Origin of the sequence: Niastella sp. OAS944, from assembly GCA_024809215.1 — a bacterium.
GTDB lineage: Bacteria > Bacteroidota > Bacteroidia > Chitinophagales > Chitinophagaceae > Niastella.
Genome location: JANUBW010000009.1, coordinates 100501 through 119527 on the forward strand (window position 1 = coordinate 100501; position 19027 = coordinate 119527).

A 19027-nucleotide genomic window follows, 5' to 3' on the forward strand; every position below is an offset into this window, starting at 1 on the left:
AAATGAGTAGTTCACAAAAGTGTTTTCTGTAAGCTGTAAATTTGGCTGAACAATTTATACAGCATAATATTGCAGCCCGTTAGTTACACTACTGCACTGTTTTATAGCTTAGCCAGGAATTGCTACACTACCAGGAATTACTCATATTTTCCAACAAATCAGTTACCGTTATCACTTATATCCGGTGGTAATGCCCTGTATTTATTTTTCACTGTAAACCTTATCATTATGAAGAAGTTTCTTTTCTCATTCATCCGCGTTCACCCCATCTTTTTCATTTTACTTGCTGTTTCAATCCTGTATTCCGATAAGCTTGTTGCAGCCATCACCTTTGATGATACTGCATACTACTACAATGAGCGAGGTAAGTTATTGTGGCGTAATGTGAATGCCATAAAACGGTCAACCTATGTATTAAAAACAAAAAAAACATACCGTCAGATCTTTGATGATATACCTGCCAGTGATTCAACAGTTAGATTAAGTGATGATTATAATACTGCCGAAGTACAATCTATTTCACGTGCTACAGCAAGAAAAGTACAGCGGTTATTGAAGCATGGTAAAACAGAACATCCGTTGGTTGTTGAAAATTTAGTAACACTACAGGATGAACGGATCATTCGCCAGATGTACAACAACATTGTCGCCAAATGCGCAACCAGTAATGCGCATAAATATAAAGAGCATGGCGGTGTTGTATTTCCTGATGGTACGGTTACCTGTGTTTCAGGTGAGTTGAGTGATCCTCGTTGGTTAAAAGGCGCTACGCTTTTGTTGAAAGAAAAGGCAATGGTGTATTATCATAGTCATCCCGATGCTATTGTTGAGAGCAACTTACGGGGCGATCGATCGGCCATGTATGACCCTAACAAGGTACGGTTCTTACAAACGAGCCAGGTGCAGCAGATCAGCTATATACAGGGGCCTTCGAAGCAGGACCAGGAAGCGGTAGGAGAGGGAACCGGTTATGTTTTTGGGATGCGGGCCGAGGGTGGAATGATTTACATCTATGATAAAAAAGGCGTTAAAGCCACGTTACCCATTTCTTTTGTAAAGAAAATGCGCAGGTTACCCAATCAGAAAGTGAAACAGATCGATTCCTGGTACGCGGCCATTGTACCGGCGTTACATTTACCGTATTTATTTTAACGGGCGAGTGACCCAACCAAACATTACATCGACTTCAATATTTTAGCTACCACTTTGTCGATGGGTAAGTGAACAGAGGCTTCTGAAAATTCATCCCAGTTGATGAAGCGGAAAGTTTCTGTTTCTTTTTTTTCTGCATATACAGCCAGTTGTTGTTCGTCGAAGTCGAAAGGCTTTGTGCGAAGCGGAACTTTTATTGCTTCAAGAGCGTGAGCGTAGTAGTATATAGAAATGATCTGGTGCGCCGGGTTGAATGCGCTCATTTGAAAAAAATCGGTGGTATACAGGTGATCGCCAACGCGAACATCGAGCGACATTTCTTCCTGGAACTCTCTTTTCAAACAATCGCGGGTGCCTTCTCCAAATTCCAATCCACCACCCGGGAACTTTGTAATATAGTCGCCGCGAATGTATTCATCACTAACTAATACCTGGTTATGCTCGTTTATGAGGATACCGTATACTCTTACGTTAAACATAGTGGAATAGGTTAAAATAACTTTTTCTTCAGGAAGAACCAGCCAATGACCAGTGATATAATAAGTGATAATGAAACCGGAACATAAAACGCATAAGGAGAGTCCTTATACGGGATAGGCACGTTCATTCCGTAGATACTTGCCACCAGTACCGGGAACGACAATACAATAGTGATCACCGATAAGCGGCGCAACACTTCGTTCTGGTTATTGGCAATGATGCTGGCAAATGCATCGAGCGTACTACTTAAAATGTTGGTGTAAATATTCGACATTTCCAACGCCTGTGAGTTGTCGATGATAAGGTCATTCAGGAACTCTTTCTCATCTTCATTCAATGCCAGGAAGTTGGTACGTTCTATTTTCATCAACAGCATTTCGTTCGATCGCAGGGCGGTAACAAAATACACCAGGCTTTTTTGTATGCGCATCAGTTGCAGCAGGTGTTCGTTACGGCTGGCGGCGTACAACTTCTGCTCCAGTATATTTCTGCGTTGATTGATCTCTTTCAGCGATTCGAGATAGGTTTGGGTGATCTTTTCAATGATCTTCAGCACCATCATTTTCCGGTTATCGGGGTGGCGGTTCTGAAAAGTGTTCAGGAACTTTTTAATGGCGCCATTCTCGAACGAGTTCACCGTAACTATCTGGTTGTGGGTTATGATAATACAGATAGGGATGGTGATATAATAAGCGTCGCTTTCGTTGAACGAGTTGTTTTCGGTAGGGGTTTTAATTACCAGCAACTTTACATTGTCAGCTTCTTCAAAACGGGTACGTTCATCAATATCCAGCGAGTCGGTCAGGAATTCCAGGGGTATATCCAGGTTATTCGATAACTCTGAAAACTCTTCCTGCTTTAGGGGCGGTAAAACATTCACCCAGGAACCGTTTTCAGGTTTATCAATCGCTACGGTTTGATAATTAATATTTTTGAAGTACTGAATCATAGGCGGCGCAAAGGTAAGCCGCAAAACAATACACGAAGGCTAAATTTTGGCTAACAGGTAAAAGGGGAAATTGAGTTGAAAAGGGGCTGTTGCAAGTTCCAGGTTTCAGGTTTCATGGATTTCCTTTACCCTGCAACCTGCAACTTGAAACCTGAAACTATTTCACTGTTACGCTTCCTTCAAAAACCTTCTCGGCAGGGCCACATAACCAAATGTTGCGATAGGTATCATCGTCGGTGCGGTCGAACTCAACGGTTAGCTTTCCGCCCCGGGTTTGTACTGTTACATCGTTGAAACCCCGTTCGTTATGATAGCACACCAGGGCGCTGGCGGTAACGCCGGTACCACAGCTAAGGGTTTCGTCTTCAACCCCGCGTTCGTAAGTACGTACTATTATTTCGTCGTTATTTTTCTGCTCAACGAAGTTTACATTAATACCATCTTTGGCGAAGGTGTTGCTATAGCGAATGTCTTTTCCTTTTTTATATACATCGTAATTCCACACATCGTTGGTCAATTTGATGTAGTGAGGCGAACCGGTATCTAAAATAAAATCGCTGTGGTAGTCTTTAACGCCATCAACGTCTTTCATTTTAAGGCTCACGATGCCATCGTCGTCAATTTCGGCCTCATGGGGACCATCTGCAGCAATAAAGAAGTATTTATCTTTTTTGATCCCAATATTATAGGCAAACTTTACAAGGCAGCGGCCACCATTGCCGCACATGGTACTTTCACGGCCATCGGCGTTGTAGTACTTCATTTCAAAATCGAATCCGTTGGCATTGTTCAGCAGCATCAGTCCATCGGCACCGATGCCGAAGCGCCGGTTGCATAAAAAGCGCACCTGTTCATTGGTAAGGCCATTGTAGCGTTCGTCGCGGTTATCTAAAATTACAAAGTCGTTTCCTGTGCCCTGGTATTTGTGAAAGATCAATTCCATATGCTGTTGTAAACGGCCAGTAGCTAGTAGCGAGTTGCTAGTAGGTAAAGGCCAAGGGTTATTTATCTAAATTATCTATCATTTTACAAAGGATCTTAAATACCGATAATAAGTGACTTTCAAGGGGTTTAATATCGATATTTTGTAAATATCTCAAATTGATGGCAATTTCAATTTGAGTATCGATCTCTACTGCTGAACTTCTGGCTACTTCATACAGCCTCTTTTTCTCTGATTTAGCCTTCAGCAATATTACTACATACTGAAATAGCAGCCCTGCGTAGCTGGCTGACTATAACATATTGTTCTTCTTTAGGAAATCGTTGAGTAACACCATATACATCATTAACAAGTTTAAGCGCGATTTGATAAACATCCAGGCTTTTGTGAGAAAGGTTTAACATTCCATAAAAGATTGAGTTGAGAAAATAGATTGACTATTTCCTCATTCGCTTCCCTGTATTCCCACTAGCCACTCCCCACTTACCACTCGCTTATCGTATCCAACGTTCTTTTTATAAGAACTTCAATAGCCGCCTGGCTATCTTTTGAAAATTGTTTGGTGACCCGGTTGGCTACTATAGCGCTTATCGACAAACAATGATGGCCAAGTAATTTGCCCAGTCCGTAAATACTGCTGGTTTCCATTTCGAAATTGGTTATACGGTGGGGGCCAAAAGTAAACTGGGTAAGGCGGTCAATAAGGTGCGGATGGCTTAATCCCAGTCGAAGAATACGGCCCTGGGGGCCATAAAAACCGGGGCAGGTTACCGTAATGCCATGATGAAAGTTATTGACGAAATGTTTAATAAGATGGGCGCTGCTGCCGCAAATGTATGGTTGGCTAATGCGATGGTTCAGCTGGGTTTGGGTAACGAATGACTGTAACAAGGCTTTTTCTTCCTCATTTTCTTCGTACCTGTAAAAATTAAGCAGGTTGTCGATACCCAGCCCATGTGTACTAACTACAAAACTGTCGGTAGGAATATCGGCCTGAAGAGCGCCGGAGGTTCCTACGCGAATAATGTTCAGCTGGGTGAGCTGGGGTTTTACGGTACGCGTTTGAAGGTCGATATTAACCAGGGCATCGAGCTCGTTGAGGACAATATCAATATTATCGGGACCAATACCAGTTGATATGACGGTAAGCCTGGTTTTTCCGATGTAACCCGTATGGGATATGAATTCGCGGTGAGCGCATTTATGTTCTATACGGTCGAAATGTTTGCTTACGGCGGCCACACGGTCGGGGTCGCCAACGGTAATAATTGTGGGCGCTAATTCCTCGGGGCGCAGGTCAAGATGGTATACGGCTCCGCGTTTATTGATAATCAGTTCCGATTCCTGAATTTTTTGCATAAAAAGGATTGAAAAGATTGCTGTAAATATCCGACAAATATCCTACTTTTGCACACCCCACAACAAATGGTCCTGTGTCCGCCAGCTGGCGGATAGGCAGAGGTCGAAAAGCCTCTAAACCATTTCAAGAAATATGGTCCTGTGGCCGAGTGGCTAGGCAGAGCTCTGCAAAAGCTCCTACACCAGTTCGAATCTGGTCGGGACCTCAGAATCAAGGATCGCTGAAAAGCGGTCCTTTTTTATTTTTACGCAACTTTACAGTTACCGCTTTGTTTTAGGATCAAGTCAAATTCAGGGGGCTGGCAACGGTCTTTTTTATTGCCCGTCCGTTGAAATTTAGGGCAGGGGTTAATTTAAAAAAGAGGGAATAATTCAATTACAAGTCTTTTGAATTAAAAAGAAGGAACTGTTTGTTCAATTGGAGGTTCTTCTAATTAAAAAAAAGGAGGAATTTTTTCAATTAGAAGTTCTTTGAATTGAAAAAAAAGAAGAGTTTTTTCAATTGGAAGCCCAATCAATTAAAAAGAATGTACAGTTTTTTCAATTGCATGCACATTCAATTAAAAATAATGTGCAGTTTTTTCAATCAAATGCGCTTCCAATTAAAAAGAATGAGGACTTTTTTCAATTAGAAGTTCTTTCAATTAAAAAGAATTTACATTTTTTTCAATTGCATAAGCTTCCCTTTAATAGAAATATATTGATTTTCACGCACTTAAGCCATCGGCACGGCTGTTCTTTATAAAGAATCGTATTTGTCCCGGTCTGCCTGGCATCAATTGAGTACAGACAACACTTATTCTCCCGCATTATTAACTAACCGGCCATTTATGCTAACTACGCATATAGCCCAACGATACAGTTTTTAGAAGTAACTAATTCCCAAGAATTCAACATGATCCATACTTGGATCATGTCAAATTCTTGGGAGACATTATTTTTAGACCGTATGTTGTCAACATTTATCAATGTATCAAAAATTGAAGCGCTTCCCGCTTTTTATGCGTCGTTAGTAGCTATTTATGACACGTTAGTTACTAATTATGCTGCGGTAGTAACTTATTATTACTCGTCCTGAAAATTGTACTTACCGGATCTTTAGGAAACACTTGCGCTTTCATCAGCATGGAGGCCAAGCATTTGTCGAAAGTAAGAAGGGTTGGGTTCAACATTTTTCTTTACGATACCTGATAATTGATAAAATATTTGAGACCATAGCCTGATATAACTCGTTTTTGCAAGAGTCAAATTACAGCTTTTTGTCAATTATTTTATATGAAACGCCTGTTTTACCTTTCGCTGCACCTTTAATCATTTTTGTATGGGCACTACATATATGCATGACGGATTCAGCGGCGTCGTGGGTAAAACCGCTCTGAGGATATGCGCAAAACAGACAGAAGGTTTCAGTTTCACAGAACTTGTTCCAAATGTGTTCCAGCCTAACAGTAGCACCTATCTGGCCCTTAGCCCATAAGATTGCTACCATTTCACCAAAAGCACGCACCCTACGGCCGTTACCTTTCGCCTTTATTAGTAGCTCACTTATAACTTTCTGAAAGAGGTGCTGATCGGGCCAATCATTTATCATAAACTTAGACAACGTTTCTTCCGCATCCAGAGGAATGTATTGAGTTTTTGACATTAAAGATGGAATATGGTGGCCCAAAGCAATCAGTCGTTCGTTTAAAGCCGTCAAATGAGCGGCAGTCGCTATAACCATGGAACATTCGCCAGCGTTGATACCATCGTTAACAAAACCTGTCAGAAGGTCAAGAAAATCTTCATCATGTTCATATATTTGAACCACGTGTTCACAGGGGGCAATTTCGCCCCAAAAAACTTCATTTGAACTTGTTTCCCATCCGGTATTATCATTTTTCAGCGAATTCATTATTTTGACTTTTCGTTAAATTATTTCGTTTTACTTTCTGTTCTTATTTTTTATTCGGCAAATAGATGTGAAAAACTGATCCTTCATGCTCTCGGCTATCCGCAAATATTGTCCCTTGGTGGTTCTCTACTATTTTCTTGCATATTGCAAGACCCAGTCCTGTTCCTTCATACTTCGCGCGCCCATGTAACCGGTAAAACATCTCAAATATCTTTTCTGACAACTCGGGAGAGAAGCCTATTCCGTTGTCTGAAACGCTAATGTGATAATAAGATTTATAAGTGTCTCCGAGGCCTTTCTTCTGACCGCTACCTTCAACTAATTCACAGCTAACCTGTATGTATGGCTGTTTATCTGGCTTCGCGAATTTTAGTGCATTACTCAGGAGATTTAAAAATAATTGGTGAAACTGGAAAGGAACTACTGTTACTATAGGCAATTTTTCGCTCCTGATCGTTGCGTTCTTTTCGGCGATCTTCGTATCGAGTGTATTTATCGTCTCTTTAAGAATTGAATTTAGGTCAACTTCTTCCAGTTTACCTTCATAGTCGTTACTCCTTGCATAAGTTAATAAATCCTGAATCAGGTTTCTCATGCGGCTTGTTGAATCTATAATACGACGGTATAAATCCTTGCCTTCTTCCGATATCTTTTCACCATCCATGGCAAAAAGTTTTCCCAGGTTTAACTGGATTTTTCTTAACGGTTCCTGCAGGTCGTGGCTTGCAATATGTGCAAATGACGATAGCTGGTTGTTTATTTTTTCAAGTTCTTCATTCTTTTTTTTCAACACTGTTTTCGCCTGCTTAAGATCTAAATTTCTTTTCCTGACGTCTTCAGTTCTATCCAACACCATTTTTTCGAGTGAATACTTTATCTGTTCTTCGGCTGAAATATCTTGAAGAATTCCTATATAGCCTAGGACTTTCTTTCCGTTATCGTATATCGGACTTGCATTTGCATACGCAACGATATAGTCTCCTGATGCATTTAAGAACCTGAATTTTCCCTCAAAAGGTTGGTTTGCACGAAAAGAACTCATCCATGAAGTGACCACTTTGCCCCGGTCATCGGGATGAATGAATGAGAACCATAAGGCTTTGAGCCCCTCCTCGACTGATTTTCCTGTCAAATGCTCCCATTTAGAGCTTAGAAAGTTACAATCGCCATTTTCATCGGTGCTCCATATCACCAGCGGAACAAGGTTGGCCATCTGCCTGAAGCGTTCTTCGCTTTCCTTAATTTTCTTTGCAGCCAATTTTTGTTCAGTAACGTCAATTGTAAAACATCGGGTATGAACAAATTTTTCTCCCTCCCATAACGCCGATGAATTTAAAGTCACATGTTTTATAGAACCATCCTTACATATAAGTTGTGTATCGTAATTTTCGATTCGTTGCTTATTTGTTAAACGCCACATGATATCTTCAATAGCGCTTTTATTGACATGGAACTCTGAAATATGGCGGCCTATATATTCATCTTCCGTATAACCCAGAAGGTTTAGTTCTGCAAGGTTGGCCCAAACAATAATTCCGTCACCATTTACCCAATGCAGGCAAATGGAGGCATTTTCAAAGTAATCTTTAAGGGCCCTTTCTGTCTTGCTTTTTTCAGTAATATCCAAACAGTGAAATAAAAACCCTTTCACCTGCCGAAATTGATCAAAATCAGGACTAAGTGTAGCCTCGAGATATTGAATACCATTTTGAGTATTTACTAAAATTTCGAAATGAGCACAATCACCCACTAAAATCTTACCTAAATGTCGTTGCACCTGGTCAAATATGTGTGAGCCGGCTATCAATTGAAACTTTTGACCAGCTGGGTTACCGTTTATACCGAACCAGCTCTTGAAAGGCCGGTTGCAAAATTGAAGGACCATGTTGCAATCTATATACGCAACAAGAGCAGGAATGGAGTTTATAAGAAATTCTAAATCTGCGAATTCGCTTTGCATACTTTTATATGTATGCAAATTTGTATTTGTCGGATTGAGCATTTAACACGGCTATTATAGGAATGATGATTTGAGCATTTTGATAACTTTGGGGCAATTTATACAAACATAAAAAATTATGCCAGGCGGAATTAGATTGGAATTTGAGTCTTGTCATCACGGCTATGCGATTGGTTTATACAACCGGACGTCGAGTAAATTAGATTAATCGCCAGAATTAAATAAAAAGGGAGCAGATTTGAACCTGCCCCCTCTAAATAGTTATCTTCTAAAGACGAAATAATAAAAACTGAATTAAATGTAAACTTGACTTGTTAGAAAAATCTAAATAAAAAACAATAAGAACTAAAACGAGAGAGAAGATAACTACTCATGTAATATAGCATTATTTTTTCATGCTGCAAAAATTTGTTTGTAAAAGAATCGCATTTCGCGATCATTTTTGCAAACAATAAGCTTGTATTTACGTACGCAAAGTTTCATAGGTGGTAAACTGGCAAATGTTATTGAACCATTAACCAATGGTATCAACCACCGATAATTTAACAAAAGCAGTACCATGAAAAATGCGGGTCAGGTTCATATCTTTTGAAGATAAGTACTGTTTTTTATTTGATTCAATGATAATACGCCAGAAGTTTTTTCCTTTCAACTGGTCATAATCTTCAGTTTTAACAAACATACCTATAAGCGCATTTCTTGATTTGAAACTTACTTTAACAGATTTCTGATCAAATTTATGCTTACGAAGAAATGTATCAATTTGTTCAACGGTCATAGTACTGATTTTAAAATATAGTTTAAGTAAATACAAAAGCCCCTTTCGGGGCTTTTGACCTAGGTCGAAATGAATTTAGTATCTATTTTTATTATAACTATTTCCACTATTAAAACCAGTTCTGCCACCACCACCACGGGAAGACCTGTCTTCTTTTGGCTTAGCAACAGATACACTGATAGTTCTGTTTTCTACTGTAGCACCATCAAGTTCAGCAATTGCTTTTTTTGAAGCGGCTTCATCGCTCATTTCAACAAATCCGAAACCTCTTGATCTGCCAGTTTCCCTATCTGTAATAACTTTGGCTGAAGTAACTTCTCCATAGGGAGCGAAAAAATCTTTTAAGTCTTCGTCCTGAACGTCGAAGCTTAAATTTGAAACATAAATGTTCATTTGTAATAATTAATTGATAAATAATTTCGAGGAAGGCAAGAAGTAAGAGACTAACTAAAATGCAGATATACTAGGCAATGTAATTAATGAATACTAATGCGAGACTCAAATTAACAACATAAAGTTAATGCTTATTTTTTACATTTCATAATTAAAATGAGAAAGGCCAACACCGGATTAAGAAACCAGTGCTGGCCTTTGCGTTTACAAACTTATTAATTTATTAGGTCATTTATCGAAATGGCCTCCAAATAATGACTTATTGCATTCGTATCTGGCAATATCCGATACTCATCAATGCTCTTGTCGGCTTTGTTGCAATAAGCTTCTATGTAATAAGAGTCAAGTTGAAAGAGAAAAATAATAGTTTCGGGGTAGGCTATTTGAGCTAATGCAACTGCCTTATTCATTACAGCGCATTTTTTTTCCTCCTCATTTAACAGAATAAATTCAGAAAGCTTCATAACGTTAATTTTAAAAGTTAACTAATAAAGGCTTACTTAAACTTTAACAAAACTGATGAACGGGAACAAATTCGTGATACAATAAACTACTACTGATAAAAAGTCAAAAAGTCGTGATACTGAAAATCGACACTTTAAAAACGAAAAGCACAATACGTCAGAAAGAAAGGAGGCTGGTTTGACGTAAAAACAGGACATGGCAAATATAGTAAATTCAGTTTTCCTTTTCAATCAGATCTTTTATAGGGCGGCTGATTGGTGAACGCTCTCATAGGGTTAACCCCGGTTGCAGCAGCTCAATGCCTGGGAAAAAGACCGTTCAACAACTGGCGTACAGTCTTTTTTAAAGATAATTATTGCTGCATGACCAAAATTTGAACCAAGTAGGTCATTTATTGAACCCCTCTCCAGGCACTTACATATAGTTTTGAAGAACAGTTAATTAGAGATTAAGTATCGCCCACATTTAACATTCACCAAAACGATTGCAGTATGAAACGTAAGTTGCTTCTTCTTACACTGATGCTATGGACTTGTAGTTTGTTTGCCCAGGAGCAAAAAGTATCGGGCACCGTTACAGAAAAAAGTACCGGGGCGGCCCTGGCAGATGTCTCCGTGACAGTTAAAGGAACTACTATTGGCGCCCTTACAAATGACAAGGGATATTTTTCTTTCAAGGTACCCGGGGCGGGTAATATAGAATTGGAAGTAAGCTTAATTGGGTACGGTAAAAAAATAGTGACGGTAAAAGGTACCGAGCCGCTGAGCATTTCCATAGAAAAAGAGTCAGCCAGCCTGAACGAAGTGGTGGTTATTGGATATGGCACTGTTGAAAAAAAGAACTTAACCGGTTCGGTAGCTTCGGTGAGTGGAAAAGCCATTGCCGCAGCGCCGGTTCCCAATATTGCCCAGGCCATGCAGGGAAAGTTACCAGGGGTAAGCATTATTTCGCAGGACGGCCGTCCTAATGCAGAAGTAGGTATTCGGGTGCGGGGCGGAGGTTCTGTTTCCCAAAGCAATCAACCGTTGGTGCTTATTGATGGAATGCCCGGTTCACTGAGTGATATTCCGGCCGACCAGGTAAAAAGCATAGATGTATTGAAAGATGCTTCTTCTACTGCCATTTATGGTGCACGCGGCGCCAATGGGGTAATTGTGGTTACCACAAAAGGCGGACAGGCGGGAAAAACAACCATTAGTTATAATGGCTACAATAAATACAATACGCCCACAAAATACCTCGAAACGCTAAGCCCTTATGATTACCTGGCTTACGTATGGGCCAATGCTGCGGCCAACGGTGCGGCATTTCAAACCCCATTTGAAAAATTGTATGGTTTGGGCGCAAATGCAGGTAGTAACACCGGCGGAATTGAAAGTTACCGGAACCTTGGATCTACCGACATTCAACGTGAGGTATATAATAGTTCCGTATCACATAACCACGATCTCACCATTACCGGCGGTACCGAAAAAACAAAAATATATTTATCGGCTAACTATCTCGACGAACAGGGCATGAAGCTGAACTCTTATTTAAAACGGGCCAACATATCGTTTAAAGTAAGCCACAAGCTGTTTGATAATGTTACCCTTAGCCTCGATACCCGTTTTATAGATCTGAAAACACTGGGCGATGAAGGTACAACGAACGGCAGCGGTTCGTTGCTTTCCACTTCTTATCGCTTTCGCCCCATTGCTACCTCCAATATTTTAGGCGATTTGAATGCACTGAGGCAGGGAAGCTTAGAACAATACGGAAAAAATTCTTTGTGGGATGAATATAATCCGGCAGCCCGTATTGCAGATTACAACCCGCTTATATTAAATCAAACACTTCGTAATATAGGATCTTTGAACTGGGAGATCATCAAAGGACTGACCTATCATACAGACCTGCTTTATAGCCGGTCGTGGGACCAGCGGAAATATTGGTCGGGGGCTGTTTACAACAATTATCTTGATGACGACGGTAACAAAAAGTTTGCCGGCAATGCTGACTATCGAAAATCCGACAGCTGGAATATGCGTTGGTCAAATACGTTGAGCTATCAGTTTAAGCTCGCTAATATCCACCGGTTTAATGTGATGGGTGGGTACGAAGTATCCAATTCGGGTGGAACCGGTATGTCGATACAGGCGAACCGTTTCCCTTCCAATTTTGATGAAAAAACTGCATTTGCGCAAATTAACCAGTATGATTCAACTGGTACTTCTACATTTTCTTCAAGTGTAGCTACGCCTAACCGGCTCACTTCTTATTTTGGCCGGGCCAACTATACCTTACTCGACAAGTATTTATTTACGTTCACTTTCCGGGCCGATGGCTCATCTAAGTTCGCGCCCAATAATCGCTGGGGGTATTTCCCGGCAGCAGCTTTTGCCTGGAAAGTATCCGATGAAGCTTTTATGAGCAACATTAACTGGTTGAACAATTTGAAACTGCGGCTTGCTTTGGGTCAGGTTGGTAATGACGGCATCCCTGCTAATTCGTGGTCACAATTGTGGACCTCGGTTACCGATCAGCGAATGCAATATACCATCAATGGCCAACGATTGACTACTTATGACCTGGCTTCATCAACCCAGGAAAATAAAAACCTGAAATGGGAAACAACCATTACCCGAGGCATTGGGGTCGATTTCTCTTTGTTCCAAAACCGTTTGTCGGGAACTGTTGATGTGTATCATAACACCACCAAAGACCTGCTGATGTTGACCACCATTCCCGGCATTACAGGTTTTACCTCTACATATGCCAATATTGGGCAAACAAGTAACAAAGGCATCGAGCTTTCACTTAACGGAACCATCTTCGAAAACAAAGACTGGAACATCTCTGCCGGCGGTAATATTAACTTCAACAAAAACAACATAGATAAACTGGCTGAAAACGTGACTGGTCTTTATGGCGCAAGCTGGGCTGGTAGTGCATCAAACCCGGCTACCGATTATATTCTGAAACAGGGGCAGCCTGTTGGCCTGGTTCGTGGATGGATCTATGATGGCATTTATACGCCCGATGATTTTAATTACAATAATGGGGCATATACCTTAAAAAAAGATGTACCTAATCTCGGTAGCTTCTATGGTGTTGTGCATGGTATTTCCACAACTGGTGCATATCCCGGTCTGCCTAAGTTCAAAGACCTTGATACCAACGGTATCATCGATGCAAACGATGTGGCCGTTATAGGTAAAATGTATCCTAAGCATACAGGCGGCTTCAATGTAAGTGCTTCGTATAAAGGCATTGATTTTGGATTGTACTTTAACTGGAGCTACGGTAATCAAATTTATAATGCCAATAAACTGGCTTCTTTATATGGACCCAAAGAAGCGGGTGTTTATGAAAATAAGCTGGCCATTCAACGCGACGCGTATAAGATATACGATGTAGTGAACGGACAACTGGTGCGCCTCACTACACCCGATCAGTTAAATGCGGCCAATGCGAATGCTACGTTACCACTTGCCTATAATGAGGCCGGCATAACCAGCACCCTGGGTATTGAAGACGGTTCGTTCCTGCGCCTGAACACACTTGTGTTGGGATATACTATTCCCAAGGCAATTGTGTCGAAGGCGAAGATCAGTAACCTGCGTATTTATGGCAGTATCTATAACGTGTTTACTATAACAGGGTATAAGGGCCTCGATCCTGAAGTAAACGTCGATGCATCGCATAACAATGCCATATATCCCACCACGGGGCTCGATTTTGGAGCATATCCCCGGGCACGTTCTTATGTGGTAGGTGTAAACCTTAGTTTCTAACGATCAAAAGCACAAAAAATGAAAAAACTAACCAACTATATAATTGGAATAGCATTGTGTGTTGCCTTTTCACAATGCAAAAAAGATTTCCTTGACGCTACCTCTCCGTCTAATGTAGACGATAACTTTGTTACCTCTACACCTTCTGAAACATTTAAAACACTCTCGTGGTGTTATGCCAATTACCGGCAGAACTGTATTATGGGCGGTTACAGGTGGAATGACCCTGTAGGTTCTGATGCCGAAATGTATCCCGAGGCAACTTCCACTAATAACCTGAATGCTATTTTACGTTCCGATCTGTTACAGGTTAATAATGCTTCGGGCGGGTTCAATAATCTTTATACCACACTGGCCCGCGCGGCTAAAGTAGCCGGGCTTATTGCTGCAAAACCAGCCTACCAGGCCGATGTAGCTGCCGGTAAACCTACCGAATGGACGCATTTGTATGGCGAAGCAATGACCATAAAAGCATTGTGTTATTTTGATCTGATAAAACATTTTGGCGATGTTCCTTATGGTTATGAAAACAGCACTGTAGATGATTATTCGCTTACTTCACGTTTCGCCATTTACGATAGCCTCATAGCCGATCTTAAAAATGCCGAACCCCTGATGTACAAAATAGGTGAGGGTGGAATAAATGCCGAGCGTATGTCAAGAACGTACTGTAATGCACTCATTGGGCAACTGGCGCTTTTTTCGGGCGGGTATCAAACCATACGTACCGATGTAGCAGGTTTATATGGCGGCGTGAATTTTACTAAAAAAGGTGCTGATGTATACGGCTGCGTATATGCCCGGCGTACCGATTATCTGGATTATTATAAAATTGCCGAACAATACCTTCAGGCAGCTATTGATAATAAAGGCGCATCTGGTTTAATTACTACAGACACAAGAGGGTTTGCAAACAATCCATTCCAATTGCATTTCCAATATTTTGCCAATTTGAAAGTGAGTCCTGAATCGTTGTTTGAAATAGGTAATATTCAGGGCGGAACACCGGCAACTACCAGCGAATATCCATATGCTTTTGGCCGGCCATCAGATGGTGGCAGCAACAATGCCGCTCCGACCAAAGTGTTTGGCGCTATTCGTATTATTCCCTCCTTTTACTACAGCGAATTTGAAAATGGTGATAAACGTAGAGACGTAAGCGTGACCGTTACTGGTAGCACTGGTACCGGAAACGAAATGATGCTTTCTTTTAAACCGGGTAATAAAAGCACCGGAGGCATTTCAACCAACAAATGGGACGATAATCGCATGAGCCCGCCATACGTGGTAAGTCAAAGAGCATCGGGTATGAACTGGACCATGTTGCGAATGGCCGATGTTATTTTGATGCTGGCCGAAGCTAAAGCTGAATTAGGTAAAGATGGTGAGGCTATTACCCTGGTGAACCAGATACGCCAAAGAGCATTTGGAAATGCCACCCATAACTTAAGTGCACTGTCTGGTGATGTATTAAAAGAAGCGATCTTACAGGAACGCAAACTGGAACTGGTGGGCGAAGGAACACGCCGCTGGGACCTGATACGTTCAGGTAAATTTTCTGAAAAGGCGGTAGCCATTCGCACGCAGATGGCCAATATGATCAGTGGCCTCGCAGCGAATGGGTCTTATACATTTGCCAATGGTAATGTGATCTCCAATTATATCTGGACAAAAATGGTACAGTTAACAAATCCATTGACCTACGATGTTACCGACAGCACCAACCAGGCGCTTTATCCCGGCTGGCGGGGGCAATATAATTACAGTGCTTTAGGTACTGTTAAAGTAACAGGTACCAGTCACAACCTGGCCATTGCAGGTTTATTCAACGATAAAATAGATACTACAGACCTGAAAAGCAAAGGATATATTAAAACCCGGTGGGCAATTGATATTGTAGATAATGCAGCAAGCTATGACCGGAATATCCTTTCCGGAATAACTTCCCCAAATGATCCGCCCCGGTATTATTGGCCAATTCCTTTTGAAACCATCAGTAAATCGAAAGGGCAGGTTACAAACGGTTATGGGTTACCACAATCGTAATAAAGAAAAAGGAACATGGGGGCAACTTTGTGTTCCTTTTTTTCATCATAATCCATGGTATGTACAGGATGCCGTTTCGGCAAACAATAGCTATTTTGTGCTTTTACAGGTACTTACCATATTCTAACGAGAACATTATTAAGGATTATGATCAATCAAAAAGTTAAGCTGGCCATCCTGCTCATTATTGCCATTTTGCCTAACCTCTACGTATTTGCCCAGGAACAATTTCCCGACGGAACACCGATACCCGATTGGTTCAGGCAAAATAACGTTACCGATATTAATAAGGGAAAGCGTTATCGTATTACCGACAATGGTGTGAAAACAGATAGTGCATTATTACAAACACAAAAAATACAGGCCGTAATTGATAAGGCCCATAAGAACGGCGGCGGTGTGGTTATTGTTCCCAGGGGCACCTTCCTCAGCGGTTCGCTTTTTTTTAAACAGGGTACCCATCTGTATCTTGAAGAAGGCGCCAAATTGAAGGGCAGTGATGATATCAGCAATTTTCCCATTCTTATGACCCGTATGGAAGGCCAATCCCTTAAATACTTTGCGGCGTTGGTGAATGCCGATAGTCTCGATGGGTTCACGATCTCGGGCAAGGGAACTATAGATGGTAACGGACTTCGTTACTGGAAATCTTTCTGGTTAAGACGCGAGTTCAACCCCAATTGTACCAATATGGATGAAATGCGCCCGAGGTTGTTATATGTATCAAGAAGTAAAAATGTTCAAATATCAGGTGTAACATGTATGAACTCGCCTTTTTGGACAACCCACTTTTATAAATGTGAAAATGTAAAGCTGCTTAACCTGCATATCTCTTCTCCAAAAGCACCCGTAAAAGCACCCAGTACCGATGCGGTAGATATAGACGGTTGTAAAAACTTTCTGATAAAAAATTGCTACATGTCGGTGAATGATGATGCCGTTGCTTTAAAAGGTGGTAAAGGTCCGCTTGCCGATAAGGATGAAAGAAATGGCGAGAACCAAAACATCATTATTGAAGATTGTACGTATGGCTTTTGTCATGGTGTGTTAACATTGGGAAGTGAAAGCATTCATAACCGGAATATTATTTTGCGCCGCCTGAAAGTGCATAATGCAGAGCGCCTGCTGTGGTTAAAGATGCGCCCCGATACACCGCAGGATTATGAATATGTTTTGGTTGAAGATATTGAAGGCAGTGATATTGGCAACTTTTTATTTGTGCGCCCATGGACACAGTTCTTCGACCTCAAAGGTGAAAAAGCGTCGAGAAGTTCATTTAGCCGAAATATTACCATGCGCAACATAAAACTGAACTGTGAAAACTTCTTTAATGTAGGTGCTTCAGAAAATAAGGGCAATGCAAATGCTTACACGTATAAGTTATCTGATTTTACATTTGAGAACCTGAACTTACAAGCGAAGAAGTTCCTGGATATTGATACCTCCGTGATAGAGCGTTTTACCCTGAAGAATGTAACGGTTAACGGCGAGAAGCGTTTTTAAGTTTTTTACATAAATTTCTAACGAGTGAAAAAAATGTTTGTCATTTCCGGTATTTTATTTTGTTACCTGGTTTCAACTGCACAAAAGCCAGTTCCCATAAAGCCGCGTATTCTTATAAGTACCGATATTGGCGGTACCGACCCCGACGATAATCAGTCAATGATCCATTTTCTGATGTACAGCAATATTTTCAATACCGAAGGCCTTATTTCTTCGCCTTCGTATGGCCATGGTACAAAACAGAGTTTGCTTACCATGATTGATTTGTACGAAAAAGATCTGCCCAAACTTAAAATGCATAGCGAAGGCTTTCCCCAGGCCGATGCATTACGCGCCATTTGTAAACAGGGCAAACAGGGTGCAGCACCATTTGCCGGTTATTCAAAAGCTACCGAAGGATCTGACTGGATCGTTAAATGCGCCCGGAAGAAAAGCAGCGAACCCCTTTGGGTGCTGGTATGGGGCGGACTGGAAGATGTGGCGCAGGCATTACATGATGCACCCGATATCAGAAAGAAAATTAAAGTATACTGGATAGGCGGACCAAATAAAAAATGGAGCACCAACAGTTATGCATACATTGTTGCCAACTTTGCCGACCTGTGGTTTATTGAAGTAAATTCATCTTACTACGGTTTCTTTTCAGGCAACAAAGGTTTGCCCGACAGTGTAATTACCACTAACTATTATGAAAAGTATATGGCAGGTGCCGGCCATATGGGACCCGATTTCAAAAACTATTATGGTGGAAATGTAAAAATGGGCGATACCCCTTCGCTGTTATATATGATGGATGGCGATCCCAACGATCCAACAAAAGAAGGGTGGGGCGGAAGTTTTGAAAAATTCGATCACAGTCCACGCCTTATTTTTAACCGCAATACCAGCCTGGCCGATACTGTTACCGTATGTTCATTACTGGAATTTCATATAAAGGGACCTAAAATAAAGATCCCGGCAGATTCAGCTTGTTTTTCATTAAATGTAAAAGCCGGTATTGGTGAACAAAAATGGGCAGGGTATTATGCCGGCGAAGGAAATTATGTAGTTCGGTATACACCTAAACAGGCAGAGAACATTTCTTATACAATTACCTCAGCAATCCCGGGCTTTACTGAACAGGCAGGGGAATTTGTAGTAGACAATATATGGCCGGGTAAAACCCGTACAACCGATTACCGTTTAGGGCCGCATTGGTATACCGATCGTAGTGATCCTAAGTTATATGATGGCAAAATACAGGGTGGCCTTACCATTAAGAAATGGCGTAATGATGTGATGATGGATTGGGCAAAACGGTGGCAGTGGTTAAAAGGAAATTAACTTAAT

The 19027-nt window shown here is 41.1% G+C and carries 16 protein-coding genes and 1 tRNA gene; 6 read left to right on the forward strand and 11 right to left on the reverse strand.

Annotated features, from left to right (window positions below; translation table 11 throughout):
• Positions 1-228 precede the first annotated feature (228 nt).
• Positions 229-1152, forward strand: coding sequence for a hypothetical protein (locus GGD38_RS28700; protein ID WP_375302816.1), 924 nt, complete (start codon positions 229-231; stop codon positions 1150-1152).
• A 23-nt stretch (positions 1153-1175) separates the two neighbouring features.
• Here the strand turns inward: GGD38_RS28700 and GGD38_RS28705 are convergent, their stop codons facing one another.
• The 6 genes from GGD38_RS28705 to GGD38_RS28730 all read right to left on the reverse strand — a co-directional run bounded on the left by GGD38_RS28705 (position 1176) and on the right by GGD38_RS28730 (position 4883).
• Entirely contained in the window at positions 1176-1631 is a 456-nt protein-coding gene (locus GGD38_RS28705; protein ID WP_375302815.1) for an NUDIX hydrolase, read from the reverse strand.
• Between the two features lie 11 nt (positions 1632-1642).
• Positions 1643-2581, reverse strand: a complete 939-nt coding sequence (locus GGD38_RS28710; RefSeq protein WP_375302814.1) for a magnesium transporter CorA family protein — start codon at positions 2579-2581, stop codon at positions 1643-1645.
• Positions 2582-2738: 157 nt separating this feature from the next.
• A complete protein-coding gene (gene dapF / locus GGD38_RS28715; protein WP_375302813.1) occupies positions 2739-3524 on the reverse strand; it encodes a diaminopimelate epimerase in 786 nt (261 codons plus the stop codon).
• Between the two features lie 58 nt (positions 3525-3582).
• Positions 3583-3774, reverse strand: coding sequence for a four helix bundle protein (locus GGD38_RS28720; RefSeq protein ID WP_375302812.1), 192 nt, complete (start codon positions 3772-3774; stop codon positions 3583-3585).
• Complete coding sequence (locus tag GGD38_RS28725) at positions 3761-3928, reverse strand: four helix bundle protein (protein WP_375302811.1); 168 nt, start codon at positions 3926-3928, stop codon at positions 3761-3763. Before GGD38_RS28725 ends, GGD38_RS28720 begins: the two co-directional genes overlap by 14 nt.
• Before the next feature lie 79 nt (positions 3929-4007).
• Positions 4008-4883 carry a nucleoside phosphorylase gene (locus GGD38_RS28730; protein ID WP_375302810.1) on the reverse strand — a complete coding sequence of 292 codons (876 nt, stop codon included), beginning with the start codon at positions 4881-4883 and terminating at the stop codon, positions 4008-4010.
• 135 nt (positions 4884-5018) lie between these two features.
• Between GGD38_RS28730 and GGD38_RS28735 the strand changes: the two genes are divergently transcribed.
• Positions 5019-5089 (forward strand) — tRNA-Cys (locus GGD38_RS28735).
• Between the two features lie 1043 nt (positions 5090-6132).
• Here the strand turns inward: GGD38_RS28735 and GGD38_RS28740 are convergent.
• The 5 genes from GGD38_RS28740 to GGD38_RS28760 form a co-directional block, all read right to left on the reverse strand.
• Positions 6133-6777 carry an MEDS domain-containing protein gene (locus tag GGD38_RS28740; RefSeq protein WP_375302809.1) on the reverse strand — a complete coding sequence of 215 codons (645 nt, stop codon included), beginning with the start codon at positions 6775-6777 and terminating at the stop codon, positions 6133-6135.
• 43 nt (positions 6778-6820) lie between these two features.
• Positions 6821-8737 (reverse strand): PAS domain S-box protein, encoded by a 1917-nt coding sequence (locus tag GGD38_RS28745; protein ID WP_375302808.1) that lies wholly within the window; start codon positions 8735-8737, stop codon positions 6821-6823.
• Between the two features lie 514 nt (positions 8738-9251).
• Positions 9252-9515 (reverse strand): short-chain dehydrogenase, encoded by a 264-nt coding sequence (locus tag GGD38_RS28750; RefSeq protein ID WP_375302807.1) that lies wholly within the window; start codon positions 9513-9515, stop codon positions 9252-9254.
• A gap of 75 nt (positions 9516-9590) precedes the next feature.
• Positions 9591-9908, reverse strand: coding sequence for an RNA recognition motif domain-containing protein (locus GGD38_RS28755; protein WP_375302806.1), 318 nt, complete (start codon positions 9906-9908; stop codon positions 9591-9593).
• Positions 9909-10123: 215 nt separating this feature from the next.
• Positions 10124-10372 carry a hypothetical protein gene (locus tag GGD38_RS28760; protein WP_375302805.1) on the reverse strand — a complete coding sequence of 83 codons (249 nt, stop codon included), beginning with the start codon at positions 10370-10372 and terminating at the stop codon, positions 10124-10126.
• Positions 10373-10864: 492 nt separating this feature from the next.
• On the opposite strand from GGD38_RS28760, the gene GGD38_RS28765 reads away from it, so the two are divergent.
• From GGD38_RS28765 to GGD38_RS28780, 4 genes are all read left to right on the forward strand, one after another.
• Positions 10865-14149: a SusC/RagA family TonB-linked outer membrane protein gene (locus tag GGD38_RS28765; RefSeq protein WP_375302804.1), complete on the forward strand. Its 3285-nt coding sequence runs from the start codon at positions 10865-10867 to the stop codon at positions 14147-14149.
• A gap of 18 nt (positions 14150-14167) precedes the next feature.
• Positions 14168-16195 carry a RagB/SusD family nutrient uptake outer membrane protein gene (locus tag GGD38_RS28770; RefSeq protein ID WP_375302803.1) on the forward strand — a complete coding sequence of 676 codons (2028 nt, stop codon included), beginning with the start codon at positions 14168-14170 and terminating at the stop codon, positions 16193-16195.
• A gap of 147 nt (positions 16196-16342) precedes the next feature.
• The gene (locus tag GGD38_RS28775; protein WP_375302802.1) at positions 16343-17698 is read left to right on the forward strand and encodes a glycoside hydrolase family 28 protein; all 1356 of its coding nucleotides are present in this window, start codon (positions 16343-16345) and stop codon (positions 17696-17698) included.
• 33 nt (positions 17699-17731) lie between these two features.
• Positions 17732-19021 (forward strand): nucleoside hydrolase-like domain-containing protein, encoded by a 1290-nt coding sequence (locus GGD38_RS28780; protein WP_375303745.1) that lies wholly within the window; start codon positions 17732-17734, stop codon positions 19019-19021.
• Positions 19022-19027 lie beyond the last annotated feature (6 nt).

What these genes read in the sequence shown, in the direction of transcription:
- GGD38_RS28780 (WP_375303745.1), top strand. Translation starts at nt 17,732, where the DNA reads ATGTTTGTCATTTCCGGTATTTTATTTTGTTACCTGGTTTCAACTGCA.
- GGD38_RS28775 (WP_375302802.1), top strand. Translation starts at nt 16,343, where the DNA reads ATGATCAATCAAAAAGTTAAGCTGGCCATCCTGCTCATTATTGCCATT.
- GGD38_RS28730 (WP_375302810.1), bottom strand. Translation starts at nt 4,883, where the DNA reads ATGCAAAAAATTCAGGAATCGGAACTGATTATCAATAAACGCGGAGCC.
- GGD38_RS28745 (WP_375302808.1), bottom strand. Translation starts at nt 8,737, where the DNA reads ATGCAAAGCGAATTCGCAGATTTAGAATTTCTTATAAACTCCATTCCT.
- GGD38_RS28765 (WP_375302804.1), top strand. Translation starts at nt 10,865, where the DNA reads ATGAAACGTAAGTTGCTTCTTCTTACACTGATGCTATGGACTTGTAGT.
- GGD38_RS28760 (WP_375302805.1), bottom strand. Translation starts at nt 10,372, where the DNA reads ATGAAGCTTTCTGAATTTATTCTGTTAAATGAGGAGGAAAAAAAATGC.
- GGD38_RS28705 (WP_375302815.1), bottom strand. Translation starts at nt 1,631, where the DNA reads ATGTTTAACGTAAGAGTATACGGTATCCTCATAAACGAGCATAACCAG.
- GGD38_RS28750 (WP_375302807.1), bottom strand. Translation starts at nt 9,515, where the DNA reads ATGACCGTTGAACAAATTGATACATTTCTTCGTAAGCATAAATTTGAT.
- GGD38_RS28740 (WP_375302809.1), bottom strand. Translation starts at nt 6,777, where the DNA reads ATGAATTCGCTGAAAAATGATAATACCGGATGGGAAACAAGTTCAAAT.
- GGD38_RS28725 (WP_375302811.1), bottom strand. Translation starts at nt 3,928, where the DNA reads ATGTTAAACCTTTCTCACAAAAGCCTGGATGTTTATCAAATCGCGCTT.
- GGD38_RS28770 (WP_375302803.1), top strand. Translation starts at nt 14,168, where the DNA reads ATGAAAAAACTAACCAACTATATAATTGGAATAGCATTGTGTGTTGCC.
- GGD38_RS28700 (WP_375302816.1), top strand. Translation starts at nt 229, where the DNA reads ATGAAGAAGTTTCTTTTCTCATTCATCCGCGTTCACCCCATCTTTTTC.
- dapF (WP_375302813.1), bottom strand. Translation starts at nt 3,524, where the DNA reads ATGGAATTGATCTTTCACAAATACCAGGGCACAGGAAACGACTTTGTA.
- GGD38_RS28755 (WP_375302806.1), bottom strand. Translation starts at nt 9,908, where the DNA reads ATGAACATTTATGTTTCAAATTTAAGCTTCGACGTTCAGGACGAAGAC.
- GGD38_RS28710 (WP_375302814.1), bottom strand. Translation starts at nt 2,581, where the DNA reads ATGATTCAGTACTTCAAAAATATTAATTATCAAACCGTAGCGATTGAT.